The following is a 15,678-nucleotide window of genomic DNA, read 5'->3' as shown; positions in this document are numbered from 1 at the left end:
CGGGACGATGCGGCGTGGCCTCGCCCACCGCTCCCCCGCTGCCCGAGCCGCTCTGGCTGGTCGCCGCCAACGTGGTGCGATGGCGGCGGTACGGGGACGGCGGGCAGGAGTTGCGGCCGGGGACCAAGGCGTACCGGGGCGGGGCGAAGGTGTACGTCCTCGGTACCTACCCGGGCATGGGGCACGAGCAGGTGACCACCGTCGGACGGGGCCGCGCCTCCGGGCGCTGGATCACCATCGACACGGGCTCGCGCCATCTGCACACCTTCCGGCCGAAACTCGTGCACACCCCGGCCGTGCTGCGGCACGCGGCGCTCGCGGCGCGCCCGCACACCCGGGAGGAGGCCGAGGAGCTGGCCGGTCTGCTGGAGCGGCTCGCCGCCGAGTACCGCGAGACCCACCACGGCGCGCCCCACCCCACGCCGTGCCGGTGCCACACCTGCCTGACGGTGGCCGGGCCCGGCGGCCTCAGTCCAGCCTGAGCCGGGGTTTCGGGGCGTCCGTGCGGCCCGTGGGCGGGGGGCGGCTGCCCGCGCCGTACGGGAGAGGCCAGGGGGCGCCCGGGCCGGAGTAGCCCTGTTCGGCCGCCGCGTGGAGGGTCCAGTGCGGGTCGTACAGGTGGGGGCGGGCCAGGGCGCAGAGGTCGGCGCGGCCCGCCAGGAGCAGGGAGTTGACGTCGTCCCAGGAGGAGATGGCGCCGACCGCGATGACCGGGACGTCCACGGTGTTGCGGATACGGTCCGCGTACGGGGTCTGGTACGAGCGGCCGTACTCGGGGCGCTCCTCGGGCACCACCTGGCCGGTGGAGACGTCGATGGCGTCGGCCCCGTGGGCGGCGAAGGCGCGGGCAATCTCCACGGCGTCCTCGGCGTCGGTGCCGCCCTCGGCCCAGTCGGTGGCGGAGATCCGGACGGTCATCGGCCGCTCGGCGGGCCAGACTTCGCGGATGGCGTCGAAGACTTCGAGGGGGAAGCGGAGCCGGTTCTCCAGCGGGCCGCCGTGGGTGTCGGTGCGGTGGTTGGTGAGCGGGGAGAGGAAGCCGGAGAGCAAGTAGCCGTGGGCGCAGTGGAGTTCGAGGAGATCGAAGCCGGAGTCGGCGGCACGGCGGGCCGCCTGGAGGAACTGGTCGCGGATGTCGGCCAGTTGGCTGCGCGTCAGCTCCTGCGGGACCTGGTTGACGCCCGGGCGGTACGGGAGCGGGGAGGCGGCGGACAGCGGCCAGTTGCCGGTCTCCAGGGGCTGGTCGATGCCCTCCCACATCAGTTTGGTGGAGCCCTTGCGGCCGGAGTGGCCGAGCTGGACGCCGATGGCGGCGCCGGGGGCGGAGGTGTGGACGAAGTCGGTGATCCGGCGCCAGGCGGTGGCCTGTTCATCGGTCCACAGACCCGTACAGCCGGGGGTGATCCGGCCCTCGGGGCTGACGCAGACCATCTCCGTCATGGTGAGCCCGGCGCCGCCGAGGGCGCGGGCGCCGAGGTGGACGAGGTGGAAGTCGCCGGGGAGGCCGTCGGTGGCCGAGTACATGTCCATGGGGGAGACGACGACCCGGTTGCGCAGCTCCAGGCCGCGCAGCCGGAACGGGGTGAACATCGGCGGGGTGCCGGGCGGGCAGCCGAACTCCTCCTCCACTGCGGCGGTGAAGGAGGCGTCGCGCAGCCGCAGGTTGTCGTGGGTGACCCGGCGGCTGCGGGTGAGGAGGTTGAAGGCGAAGCGGCGGGGTGGCTGGTCGGTGTAGACGGCCAGCTCCTCGAACCAGCGCAGGCTGGCCGCCGCCGCCCGCTGGGTGGAGGCGACGACCGGGCGGCGCTCGGCCTCGTACGCCGCCAACGCGGAAGGCAGGTCCGGCTGTTCCTCGATGGCGGCGGCGAGCGCGAGGGCGTCCTCGACGGCGAGCTTGGTGCCGGAGCCGATGGAGAAGTGCGCGGTGTGGGCGGCGTCCCCGATGAGGACCGTGTTCCCGTGCGACCAGCGGGAGTTGGTGACCGTACGGAAAGCGATCCAGCTGGAGTTGTTGGCGCGCAGGGGATGGCCGTCCAGGGCCTCGGTGAAGAACTTGGCGCAGCGGGCGGTGGATTCGGCGGGGGTGCAGGTGTCGAGTCCGGCGGCGCGCCACACCTCCTCGCGCATCTCGACGATGACGGTGGAGGCGTCGGCCGCGTACGGGTAGCCGTGCAACTGCATGACCCCGTACGGGGTTTCGGCGATCTCGAAGCGGAAGGCGTCGAACGCGAAGTCGGCGGCGAGCCAGATGTAGCGGTTGCGGTGCTCGGCGAGGGACGGGCGGAAGGCGTCCGCGTGCGCCTGGCGGGTGGCGCTGTGCACCCCGTCGGCGGCGATGACCAGGTCGTGGTGGGCGGCCAGCTCGGCGGCGGGCGGGGCCTCGGCACGGAAGCGGAGGCCGACGCCGAGGGCGGTGCAGCGCTCGTGGAGGATCTCCAGCAGCCGGCGGCGGCCCAGGGCGGCGAAGCCGTGGCCGCCGGAGGTGTGGGTGCGGCCCCGGTGGACGATGTCGATGGTGTCCCAGCGGACGAACTCGGCGCTCAGGGCCCGGTAGACCTCGGGGTCGGCGTGCTCGATGCCGCCGAGGGTCTCGTCGGAGAGGACGACGCCGAAGCCGAAGGTGTCGTCGGGGGCGTTGCGCTCGTACACCGTGATCTCGCGGGCGGGGTCGAGGCGCTTGAGGAGGGCGGCGGCGTAGAGGCCGCCGGGGCCGCCGCCGATGACCGCGATCCGCCGTGCGGACGAGGGCGCGGGCGTCCGCGCGGGCGCCGGGCCGGGGCCGGGCGGGGGCGCCGGGTCGGGCGCGGGCGCCGGGTCGGGCGCGGGCGGGCGCGCGGGAGAGCCCTCGCGCGTCACGACTACCTCCCCCGCCACTTCGGCGGCCGCTTCTCGGTGAAGGCGGCGTGGAACTCCGCGTAGTCCTCGCCATGCATCAGGAGGGCCTGGGTGTTGGCGTCCAGCTCGACGGAGGCGGCGAGCGGCATGTCGAGCTCGGCGGTGAGCAGCGCCTTGGTCTGGGCGAGGGCGAGCGCGGGGCCGTCGGCGAGGCGGCGGGCCAGCCCGGCGGCGCGGGCGTCGGCCTGCCCCTCGTCGGCCAGCTCGCTGATCAGCCCGATCCGCTCCGCCTCGGGGGCCCGGACCGCGTCGCCCAGCATGAGCAGCCGGGTGGCGTGGCCGAGGCCGACGACCCGGGGCAGGAGGTAGGCGGCGCCCATGTCGCCGCCGGAGAGGCCGACCCGGGTGAAGAGGAAGGCGAAGCGGGCGGAGGGGTCGGCGACCCGGAAGTCGGCGGCGAGGGCCAGCACGGCACCGGCTCCGGCGGCCACCCCGTGGATCGCCGCGACGACGGGGAAGGGGCACTCCCGCAGGGCCCGTACGACCTGGCCGGTCATCCGGTTGAACTCCAGGATCGCGGCGGTGTCCATGGCGAGGGTGGCGCCGATGATCTCGTCGACGTCGCCGCCGGAGCAGAAGCCGCGCCCCTCACCGGCGAGGACGAGGGCGCGCGCGGAGCGTTCCCGGGTCAGCTCGGCGAGCAGGTCGCGCAGATCGGCGTAGGCACCGAAGGTGAGGGCGTTGAGTTTCTCGGGGCGGTCGAGTGTGACGGTCACCACACCGTCGTCCCGGGTGACCCGGAGATGACGCCACTCCTCCACGCGCGGGGCGGAGCTGGGAAACGAGCTCATGAAGGGGTTCCCTTCAGCATTCGGGCGGGTTGCCGACCGTGCGCGGGTCGCGTTCCACCCCCGAAGTTATCACCCGTACGTGACCGTCGTCACGAGGTCGCGATACGCCGACCATGAGACCGTTGTGTCGAAAGTCCTGTTTGCACCGGCCGACCGCCTCTATGGCGAGCGCCGTGCGGTTCGTAAGGTTGACCCCAGGAAGTCTCGATACGCGATGCCGATGAGTCGAGAGAGCCGAGTGAGCCGAGAGACCCCGACGACGGTTCGGGAGAGCTCGACGACCGGCCGAGTGACCCCCATGACAAGTCGAGTGACCCCGATGAGTCGAGAAGTCCCGCAACAAGGAAGTCCCGCACCTGAACGGAACCCCGCCGTGCCGCCCGACCCACCTGTTCCCGCCTCCTGGCGCATCGCCCTGCCGCACTCCACGGCAGCCGTGCCGATCGCCCGCGCTCTCGTCCGTACCGCCCTGTCGGACATCGACGCCCCGGCGGACAGCGACACCGCCGAGCTGCTCACCGCCGAGCTGGTGGCCAACGCGGTCGAGCACACGGTGAGCAGCGAGCCCATCGAGCTGGTCGTGGAGCTGCTGCCCACCGGCTGCCAGGTCGAGGTGCACGACCACGACCCGGCTCCGCCCGGCGATCTGTCCCGGCCCCAGCCCGGCTTCGAGGTGGACCCCTGGCAGGAGCACGGGCGCGGTCTGCTGCTGATCCGGACCCTCAGCTCCGCCTGCGGTCACCGCACCACGGAGCACGGCAAGGCCGTCTGGTTCACGCTTCCGGCGATACCGTCCCAGCCGGGTCCGTCTCCGGAGAGCTGACCAGCCGGGAGCGCTTACGGCCGTAACCGGCGTAGAGCAGCGAACCGGCGGCGAGGAAGACCGCGAACTGGAGCCAGGTCGTCCAGCCGGTCCCGTACATCAGATACAGGCAGAACGCGATGCCGAGCAGCGGGCTCAGCGGGTAGAGCGGCACCCGGAAGGACCGCTCCAGCTCGGGGTTGCGGCGGCGCAGCACCATGACGGCCGCGTTGACCGCGAGCATGGTGGCGAGCGTGCCGATGGTCGTCAGGTTGACGACGACGTCCAGCGAGACGAAGGCGGCCGGTACGGCGAAGACGCAGGCCACGATCCAGGTGTTGGCGACCGGGGTGTGGGTCCGGGGCGAGACGCGTTCGAAGACGCGCGGGATCAGCCCGTCGCGGGACATCGACATCAGGATGCGGGTCTGCCCGTACATCACGGCGAGCACCACGGACGCGATGGCGACGACCGCGCCGAAGGCGATGATGCCCCCGCCCACCGAGGATTCGGTGACCTGGTTGACGACCAGCGAGAGGGCCGCGGGCTTGTCGGACACGGCGTCCGCGCCGAGCGCGCCGATGGCCGAGAGCGCCACCGCGCAGTAGAGCAGCGTGACGACGCCGATGCAGATCAGGATGGCGATCGGAATGTTCCGGCGGGGGTTCTTGACCTCTTCGCCCGCCGTGGTGATGGCGTCGAAGCCGATGTACGAGAAGAACGCCAGCGAGGCGCCCGCCGTGATCCCGCCCAGCCCGTGACCGGCGAACGGCACGAGGTTGTCGTCCTGGAACGCGGTGAACGCGATCACGCAGAACGCCAGCAGGATGCCGATCTTCAGGACCGCCATGGCGGCGGTCGCCCCGGCGCTCTCCCGGACGCCGCGCACCAGCAGGGTGGCGGCCATGGCGATCACGACGACCGCCGGGAGGTTGATCACGCCGCCGTCACCGGGCCCGGCGGACAGGGCGGCGGGCAGCTGCCAGCCGATCAGGCTGTTCAGCAGCTCGTTGACGTACTGGCTCCACCCCACCGCGACGGCGGAGACCGAGACGCCGTACTCCAGCATCAGGCACCAGCCGACGAGGAACGCGGTGCGCTCGCCGAGGGCGGCGTACGCGAAGGAGTACGAGCTCCCGGAGACCGGGATGGCGCTGCCCAGCTCCGCGAAGGAGAACGCGGTGAAGATACAGGTGATCGCGGCCAGGACGAACGAGATGACCACGGCGGGCCCGGCCTCGGCGACGGTGTCGGAGAGGCCGACGAAGATACCGGTGCCGACGATCGCGCCGACGCCGAAGCAGACGAGCTGGAAGAGTCCCATCGTCCGCTTCAGGCCGTGGCCCTCCAGGTCGCCGCCGGACTCGGCGATGAGCTGTTCGGGGCTTTTGCGGCGCAGACCGGGCCGGGCGGGGCCGGGGCGCTTCGGGGTGCCGGAGGACGGCAGACCGGTGCTCATGCGGGACGTTCTCTTCTCTGGTGGTGCAGTGGGGGGACGGCCCCGTGCGCGCGGGCGGCACGGGAAAGGGGTCCGGGCGTGCCCGAACCCCACCAGAGGCGACATCGTAGCCACCACCTCGCATGTTCACCCAATCGGGCGAATGGCCATACGGACCCCCGGCCCGAGGGGGCGGCTACTCCCCCGCCAGCGTCGCCACCAGCACGGCCTTGATCGTGTGCATCCGGTTCTCGGCCTGGTCGAAGACCACCGAGTGCGCCGACTCGAAGACCTCGTCGGTGACCTCCAGCTCGGTGAGGCCGTGGGCGGCGTGGACGTCCCGGCCGACCTGGGTGCCGAGGTCGTGGAAGGCGGGCAGACAGTGCAGGAACTTCACGTCCGGGTTACCGGTGGCCCGCAGCACGTCCATCGTCACGGCGTACGGGGCCAGCGCGGCGATGCGCTCGTCCCAGACCTCCTTGGGCTCCCCCATCGAGACCCAGACGTCCGTGGCGACGAACCCGGCGCCCCGGACGCCCTCGGCGATGTCGTCGGTGAGCGTCACCCGCGCGCCACTGACCGCGGCGAGCTTCTTCGCCCGGTCCACGACGGAGGGGGCCGGCCAGTACATCTCGGGGGCGACGATCCGGATGTCCAGGCCGAGCAGGGCGCCGGTGATCAGGTAGGAGTTGCCCATGTTGAAGCGGGCGTCGCCGAGGTAGGCGAGGGCCGTCCCGGCAACGGGCCGCCCGCCGTGCTCGGTCATGGTCAGCACGTCGGCGAGCATCTGCGTGGGGTGCCAGTCGTCGGTGAGCCCGTTGAAGACGGGGACCCCGCTGTACGCGGCCAGCTCCTCGACCACCTGCTGGCTGTCGCCCCGGTACTCGATCCCGTCGAACATCCGGCCGAGCACCCGGGCGGTGTCCTTCACCGACTCCTTGTGGCCCATCTGGGAGCCGGAGGGGTCCAGATAGGTGGTGGAGGCGCCCTGGTCGGCGGCGGCGACCTCGAACGCGCAGCGCGTACGGGTCGAGGTCTTCTCGAAGATCAGCGCGATGTTCCGCCCGCGCAGCCGCTGGACCTCGGCCCCGGCCTTCTTGGCCGCCTTCAGCTCTCCGGCCAGCGCGACCAGGCCGAGGAACTCCTCGGCGGTGAAGTCCAGCTCCTTGAGGAAGGGGCGGCCGGTGAGGTCGATGGCCATGATGACTGCTCCAGGGTGGGACGGGGTGGGACGGGGCAGGGCGGCAGGATGCGCGGATCTGCCGAGGGGGCGGCGATCAGCAATGGAAGTCTATACACATAACCGCATCCCTATACAGCCCCCTCGGGCCGGAAACCGTCGCCCCCCCCTGTCCCGAAAGTGCTGGTACTACACAGGGTCCCGCACCACCGGGCAGCTCATACAGCGCGGTCCGCCCCTCCCCCGGCCCAGCTCGCTGCCCCGGATCTCGATGACCTCGATGCCCTGCTTGCGCAGATAGGTGTTGGTGGTCGCGTTCCGCTCGTACGCGACCACGACGCCCGGCTCGACCGCCAGCACGTTGCAGCCGTCGTCCCACTGCTCGCGCTCGGCCGCGTGCACGTCCTGGGTGGCGGTGAGGACCCGGATCGCGTCGAGGCCGAGGGCGGCGGCGATGGCCCGGTGCATGTGCTCGGGCGGATGGTCGGTGACCTTGAGCTCCCGGGGGCCGCTGCCCGGTTCGATCGTGTACGAGCGGAGCATGCCGAGCCCCGCGTACTGGGTGAACGTATCGCCGTCGATCATCGTCATCACCGTGTCCAGGTGCATGAACGCCCGGGTCTTGGGCATGTCGAGCGCCACGATCGTGCGCGCCGAACCGGCGTCGAAGAGGCCGCGCGCCAGCATCTCGACCGCCTGCGGGGTGGTGCGCTCGCTCATCCCGATCAGCACCGCCCCCTGCCCGATGACCAGGACGTCCCCGCCCTCGATGGTGGACGGGTAGTCGTCCTGCCCCTCCGACCAGTGGTGGAAGACCCCCGCCTCCGGTCCGGTGAACAGCGGGTGGTGGCGGTAGATCGCCTCGAAGTGGACGGTCTCGCGCTGCCGGGCGGGCCAGCGCATCGCGTTGATGGAGACCCCGTCGTAGATCCAGGCCGAGGTGTCCCGGGTGAAGAGGTGATTGGGCAGCGGGCCGAGCAGGAAGTCGTCCAGGTCCATCACATGGAAGCGGACCGAGGTGGGCTCGCTGTGCCGCTCCAGGAACTCCCGCTTGGTCATCCCGCCGACCAGCGCCTCCGCCAGCTCCGCCGAGGGCAGCTCCTCGAAGGCGGCGCGCAGATGCTCGGTGGCGAGCGGCCCGTACTCCTTCTCGTCGAAGACCCGGTCGAGGACGAGCCGCCGCGCGACGGGGATGTCCAGGGCCTCCTGGAGAAGGTCGCCGAAGAGGTGCACCTCCACGCCCCGGTCGCGCAGGACGTCGGCGAACCCGTCGTGCTCCTGCCGGGCCCGGCGCACCCAGAGCACATCGTCGAAGAGGAGCGCGTCCTTGTTGCGGGGGGTCAGCCGCTTCAGTTCCAGATCGGGGCGGTGCAGTATGACGCGGCGCAGCCGCCCGGCTTCGGAGTCGACGTGGAATCCCATGTCCTCATCCTCACCGGGCGGAGCGCCGTTCACCCCGCGAACCGCCCATGGGTTGGCAGCGCTGCCTCAGAGCCGGGGGTCGACCGGCTCCGACTCCAGGGCCAGGACGGCGAAGACCGCCTCGTGGACCCGCCACAGCGGCTCGCCCTCCGCCAGCCGGTCCAGCGCCTCCAGGCCGAGCGCGTACTCCCGCAGCGCCAGCGAGCGCTTGTGGCCGAGGAAGCGGGAGCGCAGCCGCTCCAGGTTCTCCGGGCGGGTGTACTCGGGGCCGTAGATGATCCGCAGATACTCCCGGCCGCGCACCTTGATGCCGGGCTGGACCAGCCGCCCCTTGGCGTCCCGGACCAGGGCGCCGAGCGGCTTGACGACCATGCCCTCGCCGCCGCGCCCGGTCAGCTCCAGCCACCAGTCGGTGCCCGCGCGGACGGACGCCTCGTCGGCGGGGTCCACGACGAGCCGGCGGGTGACCTGGAGCAGCCCGGTCGGGTCGTGCTCGGCGAGCCGGTCCAGCCAGGCCAGCTGCTCGTCGTGGGGGACGGCGGCCAGCGAGCGGCCCTGGACGGCGAGGACCTGGAACGGGGCGATCCGTATCCCGTCCAGTCCTTCGGTGGTCCAGCAGTAGCGCCGGTACGCCTCGGTGAACGCGGCCGCGTCCGCCGCCCGGCCCTGCTGCCGTACGGAGAGGTCGCCGACGTCGACACCACGGGCGGCGGCCGTCTCCAGGGCGGCGAGGGCGGAGGGGAAGACCGCGCCGGAGGCCGCGCCGACGGCGGCGTACTGCGAGCGCAGCAGTCCACCGGCCTTGAGCGACCACGGTATCAGCTCGGCGTCGAGCAGCACCCAGTCGGTGTCCCACTCCTCCCAGAGCCCGGCGGCGGTGACGGCCGTACGGAGCCGGTCCAGGACGCCTTCGGCCATCGCCCGGTCGTCCAGGAAGGGGCGGCCCGTACGGGTGTAGAGGGCACCGGCCGGACCGTCCGTGCCGAAGCGGGCGGTGGCGGCGGCCGCGTCCTTGCAGACCAGGGCGACGGCCCGGGAGCCCATGTGCTTCTCCTCGCACACGACCCGCCCGACGCCGTCCGCCGCGTACTGCGCGAACGCCTCGGCCGGGTGCTCCAGGAAGCCGTCCTCGCGGGAGGTGGCGGTGGGGGCCATGGTGGGCGGGAGGTACGGCAGGAGCTGCGGGTCGACGGCGAACCGGCTCATCACTTCGAGCGCGGCGGCCGCGTTCTCCTCGCGCACGGCGATCCGGCCCATGTGCCGGGTCTCCACGAACCGGCGGCCCTGCACGTCCGCGAGGTCCAGCGGACGGCCCTCCCGGCCCCCGGGCGCCTCGGTGGTCAGCGGCCGGGTGGGCTCGTACCAGACCTTCTCGGCCGGTACGTCGACGAGTTCGCGCTCCGGCCAGCGCAGCGCGGTCATCCTCCCGCCGAAGACGACACCGGTGTCCAGGCAGATGGTGTTGTTGATCCAGGAGGTGGCGGGCACAGGGGTGTGGCCGTAGACGACGGCGGCGCGGCCCCGGTACTCCTCGGCCCACGGGTAGCGCACGGGCAGGCCGAACTCGTCGGTCTCGCCGGTGGTGTCCCCGTACAGCGCGTGCGAGCGGACCCGGCCGGAGGTGCGGCCGTGGTACTTCTCGGGCAGCCCGGCGTGACAGACCACCAGGTCGCCGCCGTCCAGGACGTAGTGGCTGACCAGGGAGTCGATGAACTCCCGCACCTGCTGCCGGAACTCGGGGTGCTCGGCGTCCTCGCGCTCCAGCTGCTCAATGGTCTCCGCGAGGCCGTGGGTCCGCTGGACCTTGCGGCCCGCGAGATAGCGGCCGAGCTTGTTCTCGTGGTTGCCGGGGACGCAGAGGGCGGTGCCCGCCGCCACCATGGACATGACGCGGCGCAGCACACCGGGGCTGTCGGGGCCCCGGTCGACCAGGTCACCGACGAAGACGGCCGTACGCCCTTCGGGGTGGGCACCGTCCACGTAACCGAGCTTGCCGAGCAGGGTGTCCAGCTCGGAGCGGCAGCCGTGGATGTCGCCGATGATGTCGAAGGGGCCGGTGAGGTGGCGCAGGTCGTTGTAGCGGCGCTCCAGGACGACTTCGGCGCGCTCGGCCTCCTCCTCGGTGCGCAGGATGTGCACCTTGCGGAAGCCCTCGCGCTCCAGGCCGCGCAGCGAGCGGCGCAGCTCGCTGCGGTGGCGCCGGACGACATGGCGGGGCATGTCCGCGCGGTCGGGGCGGGCCGCGTTGCGGGCGAGGCAGACCTCCTCGGGGAGGTCGAGGACGATGGCGACGGGCAGCACGTCGTGCTCGCGGGCCAGCCGGACGAGCTGCTTGCGGCTCTCGGACTGGACGCTGGTGGCGTCGACGACGGTGAGCCGCCCGGCGGCCAGGCGCTTGCCCGCGATGTAGTGCAGCACGTCGAAGGCGTCGCCGCTGGCGCTCTGGTCGTTCTCGTCGTCGGCGACGAGGCCCCGGCAGAAGTCCGAGGAGACGATCTCGGTGGGCTTGAAGTGCCTGCGGGCGAAGGTGGACTTGCCCGATCCGCTGGCGCCGATGAGGACGACGAGGGAGAGGTCGGGCACGGGCAGGGTGCGGGAGGCGGTGCCGGTGGTGGTGTCGGTGCTGGTGCTGTCGTCGTTCGTCATGCGGCCTTCGCCTCCTTCTTCTTGTAGGTCTCCGTGTCGGTCAGGGTGAAGACGGCCAGCTGGGTGGGCGGGCCGACCTCGGGGTCGTCCGGGCCGACGGGCAGGTGCGCGACGGTGTAGCCGTGGCGTTCGGCGACCTTCCCCGCCCACCGGCGGAACTCGGCCCTGGTCCACTCGAAGCGGTGGTCCCCGTGGCGCACATGCCCGGCCGGGAGGGTCTCCCAGCGGACGTTGTACTCCACGTTGGGCGTGGTCACGAGCACCGTGCGCGGGCGGGCCGAGCCGAAGACCGCGTACTCCAGGGCGGGCAGCCGGTCCAGGTCGACGTGCTCGATCACCTCGCTGAGCACGGCGGCGTCGTACCCCTTGAGCCGCTTGTCCGTGTAGGTGAGGGAGCCCTGCCGGAGGGTCACCCGGTCCGCCTGCCGCTCCCCCATCCGGTCCAGCTTGAGCCGGCGCGAGGCGATGGTGAGGGCGCGCATCGACACGTCGACGCCGACGATCTCGGTGAACCGCACGTCCTTGAGGAGCGCCTGCACCAACTGGCCCTGGCCGCAGCCCAGGTCGAGCACCCGGTGCGCCCCGGCCGTACGCAGCGCCTCGAGGATCGCGGTGCGCCGGTGCTCTGCGAGCGGGACCGGCTTCTCCTCGGTGTCGGTGCTCTCGTCCACCGCGTTGTCGACGCTCTCCACGTCCAGGTCGTCCGACTCCGCGAGCCGGACGAGCTCCAGGGCCTGGTCGGCCTGGCGGGTCAGCCCCCAGCGGTGGGAGAGGTAGCGCCGGGTGATGAGGGAGCGCTCGGGGTGGTCGGCCAGCCAGCCCTCACCGGCCCGCAGCAGCTTGTCCACCTCGTCGGGCGCGACCCAGTAGTGCTTGGCGTCGTCGAGCACCGGCAGCAGGATGTAGAGCTGGCGCAGGGCGTCGGCGAGCCGCAGCTCCCCCGCCAGCTCCAGGCGTACGTAGCGGGAGTCGCCCCACTCGGGGAACCGCTCGTCCAGCGCCACCGCCGCCACCTCGACCCGCTCCCAGCCGAGCGGCGCGAACAGCTTGCGCACCAGCTCCGCACCGCCCCGGGCAGGCAGCGCGGGCACCTCGATCCGCAGCGGCAGCGGGGCCCCGGCCCGCTCGGGCAGGGCCCGGCAGACCCCGCCCAGCGCGGACTTGAACACGGCCGCGAGGGCGACCGAGAGCAGCGAGGAGGCCGCGTAGGGGCGGTCGTTGACGTACTGCGCGAGCGCCGCGTCGGGGGCGCCGCCCCGGCCCTTGCCCTTGCCGCGCCGCACCAGAGCCACCGGGTCCACCTCCAGCAGGAGTGCGGCCGTGCAGCGCTCGGCGGACGCCTCGGGGTAGAAGACGTGCGCGGTGCCGTGGGAAGTGGAGAACGTCTGCGCCCGGTCGGGGTGCTTGTGCAGCAGGAAACCGAGGTCCGTGGCGGGACGTTCAGGGATGCCGGTCGTACTGATGGTCAGGAACACCTGTCCGAGTATGGTCTCCACCTCCCACCCCTCACCAGGCATTTTCGACGCCCTCCGGCTCAGCGCTCCAGCAGCGCCGCCAGCTCCTCGATCCGGTCCGGCCCCACCCGGCAGCAGCCTCCGACGAGCCGCGCCCCGGCCTCCGTCCAGGCCCGCACCCGCCCCGGGTCGAACGTGCTCCGCCCGGTCCACCCCCTGCCACCGGCGTCCCAGCCCTCCCCGCTGTTCGGGTAGACCACGGCCGGCTTCCCCGTGACCGCCACCGCCGTCCGCACGGCCTCCTCCGCCTCGGCCGGATCGCAGCAGTTGACCCCGACGGCCACCACCGCCTCCCGCCCGGCGGCCACCGCGAACGCCTCCTCCAGCGGCTGCCCGGCCCGGGTCCGGCCGCCCGCCACGCTGTACGAGAGCCAGAACGGCAGCCCGGTCTCCTCGGCCACCCGCACCATCGCCTCGGCCTCGTCCACGTCCGGCACCGTCTCCAGCGCCAGCACATCGGGCCCGGCCCCGGCGAACGCGGCCACCCGGGGGCGGTGGAAGCGCTCCAGCTCCCGGACGGTGAGCCCGTACCGTCCCCGGTACTCGCTGCCGTCCGCGAGCATCGCCCCGTACGGGCCGAGCGACGCGGCGACCCAGACCTCCCGCCCGGGACCGGCCCGGCGGGCCGCCGCGGAGGCCCGCCGGGCCAGCTCCACGCTGCGGGCGAGCAGCGCCCCGGCCCGCTCGGGACCGATGCCCCGGCGCGCGAACCCCTCGAACGTGGCCTGGTAGCCGGAGGTGATGAGCACCTGTGCCCCGGCCCGCAGATACGCCAGGTGGGCGGCCTCGATCTGTTCCGGCGCGTCGGCCAGCAGCCGGGCCGACCAGAGCGCGTCGGAGAGGTCGCACCCCTGTGCCTCCAACTGGTTGGAGAGGCCGCCGTCCAGCAGGACGGGTCCCTCCGCCAGCGCTTCGGCGAGCGTACGGCCGGAGCTCATGTCATCTCCTCCTCGCCCCTGCCGGGGCCGGACGCGGTGTCAGTTCAGCTGGGACTGGATCTGTGAGGAGATCAGCTCCAGGTGGTCCAGATCGTCCAGGTCCAGGACCTGGAGGTAGATCCGGGAGGACCCGATCGCCGCGTACCGGCCGATCTTGTCGACGACCTCGGCGGGCGAGCCGGCCAGCCCGTTGGCCTTCAGCTCCTCCACCTCCCGGCCGATGGCCGCCGCCCGCCGGGCCACCTCCGCGTCGTCCTTGCCCGCGCAGACGACCAGGGCGTTGGAGTACACCAGGTCGTCCGGCTGCCGCCCGAACGCCTCGGCCGCCGCCCGGACCCGGCCGAACTGCTTCTCGCTGTCCTCCAGGGAGGCGAAGGGGATGTTGAACTCGTCCGCGTACTGCGCGGCCAGGCGCGGGGTGCGGGTCGCGCCGTGGCCGCCGATCAGGACGGGCACCTTGGCCTGGGCAGGCTTCGGCAGCGCGGGCGAGTCGGTGAGCTGGTAGTAGGTGCCGTCGTAACTGAAGGTCTTGCCGATCTCCGTGGCCCACAGGCCGGTGACGATCGCCAGCTGCTCCTCCAGGCGGCCGAACTTCTCCTTCGGGAACGGGATGCCGTAGGCCCTGTGCTCCTCCTCGAACCAGCCCGCGCCCAGCCCCAGTTCGACCCGGCCGCCGGACATCCGGTCGACCTGGGCCACCTGGATGGCGAGCACGCCGGGCAGCCGGAACGTGCCCGCCGTCATCAGTGTGCCGAGCCTGATCCGCCGGGTCTCGCGCGCCAGACCGGCCAGCGTGATCCAGGCGTCGGTCGGTCCGGGCAGACCGTCGCCGGAGCCCATGCGGAGGTAGTGGTCCGAGCGGTAGAAGGCGTCGAAGCCGAGGTCCTCGGTGGCCTTGGCGACGGTGAGCAGGGTGTCGTAGTCGGCCCCTTGCTGGGGCTCGGTGAAGATGCGAAGATCCATGCCCCCATCCTGCCCCTTCACCGGCGGGTCCTCCCTCAGCACGGGCCTTCCCCGACAGCGGTCCTTCCCTCGGAGCTCAGCGGCGGGTCCCGCCTCAGAGCCCCGTCGCCGACGCGGCGGGGCCGCGTATCCCGCCGTAGGGTCCGTCGCGCTCCCTCTCCCGCTCGGCAAGCCGTCTCAGCAGCCCGTGCACCCGGTCCAGCGACTCGTCGGCGGCGTCCATGGCCTCGATGCACTGCCAGTAGAGACCGTCCTCCCCCGTGTCGCAGGCCACCCCGACGAGCGCGATCCCGGCCTCGCCGAGCAGCAGCGCGAGCCCCGTCAGGGCCGCCCGCACATCGGCGATCCCGGAGAGCTGCGCCGCCCTCGCGCCCCGGGAGAGGACCGCCGGGTGGTCCGGCGCCGAGCAGCCGCCGCCGATCTCCCCCAGGGCCCGCGCCTCGCCCCGTAACTCCCTCGGGCCGTCCAGGGCCAGCCTGCTGCCGACCGTCCGGGCGAGGGCCTGCGCCTGCCATGCCTCCGCCATCACGTCCAGCGCGCCCCGGCTCTCCGCCAGGGCCCGCCGCCCCGTCTCGATGAGTCGCTCCGCTTCCATGCGTTTCCCCCGTCCGTACGAAAACCCGCTCACCTCATTCATTACCCACAGTGAGGGATAAGGCACCGTCAGGCCAGAGGAAATCGGAAATCTGTGGACACCAAGTCGATTGTGGATAAGTTGATCACTCCGAAGAGTGACGATCCTGGGGTTCCGGAGGGTTCGGCACGGGGAAGCGCCGCTCGTTCCGGTCCATCTTGGCCGCCAGCGCCCGCAGCGGGTCGATGCCCAGCACCTCGCAGAACTGGAGGAGGTAGGCGAGCACATCGGCGACCTCGTCGGCGACGCGGTGGGCCGCTTCGGGGTCGTCCATGATCCGCGCGGACTGCTCGGGCGTCAGCCACTGGAAGATCTCCACCAGTTCGGACGCCTCGACGCTGAGGGCCGCCGCCAGGTTCTTCGGGGTGTGGTACTGCCCCCAGTCCCGTGCCGCCGCGAACGCGGCCAGCCGCCGCTGGAGTTCTGCCACATCGAGTTCTGTCACGGCCCCAGGT

The 15,678-nt window shown here is 72.5% G+C and carries 13 protein-coding genes; 2 read left to right on the top strand and 11 right to left on the bottom strand.

What is annotated here, in order from left to right:
• Positions 1-38: 38 nt before the first annotated feature.
• The gene (locus B7C62_29185) at positions 39-482 is read left to right on the top strand and encodes a hypothetical protein (protein ID ARF77421.1); all 444 of its coding nucleotides are present in this window, start codon (positions 39-41) and stop codon (positions 480-482) included.
• On the opposite strand, the gene B7C62_29180 is transcribed toward B7C62_29185, so the two are convergent.
• Complete coding sequence (locus tag B7C62_29180) at positions 469-2,730, bottom strand: oxidoreductase (GenBank protein ID ARF77420.1); 2,262 nt, start codon at positions 2,728-2,730, stop codon at positions 469-471. The genes B7C62_29185 and B7C62_29180 overlap by 14 nt on opposite strands.
• Positions 2,731-2,858: 128 nt before the next feature.
• Entirely contained in the window at positions 2,859-3,686 is an 828-nt protein-coding gene (locus B7C62_29175) for an enoyl-CoA hydratase (protein ID ARF75884.1), read from the bottom strand.
• 373 nt (positions 3,687-4,059) lie between these two features.
• Here B7C62_29175 and B7C62_29170 point away from each other — a divergent pair, with 373 nt between their 5' ends.
• Positions 4,060-4,509 carry an ATP-binding protein gene (locus tag B7C62_29170; GenBank protein ARF75883.1) on the top strand — a complete coding sequence of 150 codons (450 nt, stop codon included), beginning with the start codon at positions 4,060-4,062 and terminating at the stop codon, positions 4,507-4,509.
• On the opposite strand, the gene B7C62_29165 is transcribed toward B7C62_29170, so the two are convergent.
• From B7C62_29165 to B7C62_29125, 9 genes are all read right to left on the bottom strand, one after another.
• Positions 4,460-5,947: an amino acid permease gene (locus B7C62_29165; GenBank protein ARF75882.1), complete on the bottom strand. Its 1,488-nt coding sequence runs from the start codon at positions 5,945-5,947 to the stop codon at positions 4,460-4,462. The genes B7C62_29170 and B7C62_29165 overlap by 50 nt on opposite strands.
• A gap of 175 nt (positions 5,948-6,122) precedes the next feature.
• Entirely contained in the window at positions 6,123-7,127 is a 1,005-nt protein-coding gene (locus B7C62_29160; GenBank protein ARF75881.1) for an ornithine carbamoyltransferase, read from the bottom strand.
• Between the two features lie 168 nt (positions 7,128-7,295).
• Positions 7,296-8,528, bottom strand: a complete 1,233-nt coding sequence (locus tag B7C62_29155) for an arginine deiminase (protein ARF75880.1) — start codon at positions 8,526-8,528, stop codon at positions 7,296-7,298.
• A gap of 66 nt (positions 8,529-8,594) precedes the next feature.
• Positions 8,595-11,174 (bottom strand): polynucleotide kinase-phosphatase, encoded by a 2,580-nt coding sequence (locus tag B7C62_29150; protein ID ARF75879.1) that lies wholly within the window; start codon positions 11,172-11,174, stop codon positions 8,595-8,597.
• Entirely contained in the window at positions 11,171-12,649 is a 1,479-nt protein-coding gene (locus B7C62_29145; protein ARF77419.1) for a 3' terminal RNA ribose 2'-O-methyltransferase Hen1, read from the bottom strand. Before B7C62_29145 ends, B7C62_29150 begins: the two co-directional genes overlap by 4 nt.
• A 59-nt stretch (positions 12,650-12,708) precedes the next feature.
• Positions 12,709-13,626, bottom strand: coding sequence for a homocysteine S-methyltransferase (locus B7C62_29140; protein ARF75878.1), 918 nt, complete (start codon positions 13,624-13,626; stop codon positions 12,709-12,711).
• 39 nt (positions 13,627-13,665) lie between these two features.
• Positions 13,666-14,589 (bottom strand): LLM class F420-dependent oxidoreductase, encoded by a 924-nt coding sequence (locus B7C62_29135; protein ID ARF75877.1) that lies wholly within the window; start codon positions 14,587-14,589, stop codon positions 13,666-13,668.
• Between the two features lie 94 nt (positions 14,590-14,683).
• Positions 14,684-15,184 (bottom strand): hypothetical protein, encoded by a 501-nt coding sequence (locus B7C62_29130; GenBank protein ARF75876.1) that lies wholly within the window; start codon positions 15,182-15,184, stop codon positions 14,684-14,686.
• A gap of 124 nt (positions 15,185-15,308) precedes the next feature.
• Complete coding sequence (locus tag B7C62_29125) at positions 15,309-15,668, bottom strand: nucleotide pyrophosphohydrolase (protein ID ARF75875.1); 360 nt, start codon at positions 15,666-15,668, stop codon at positions 15,309-15,311.
• Positions 15,669-15,678: the final 10 nt, after the last annotated feature.

Origin of the sequence: Kitasatospora albolonga (assembly GCA_002082585.1) — a bacterium.
Lineage (GTDB): Bacteria > Actinomycetota > Actinomycetes > Streptomycetales > Streptomycetaceae > Streptomyces > Streptomyces stephensoniae.
This window is presented reverse-complemented; position numbering and strand designations above follow the sequence as displayed.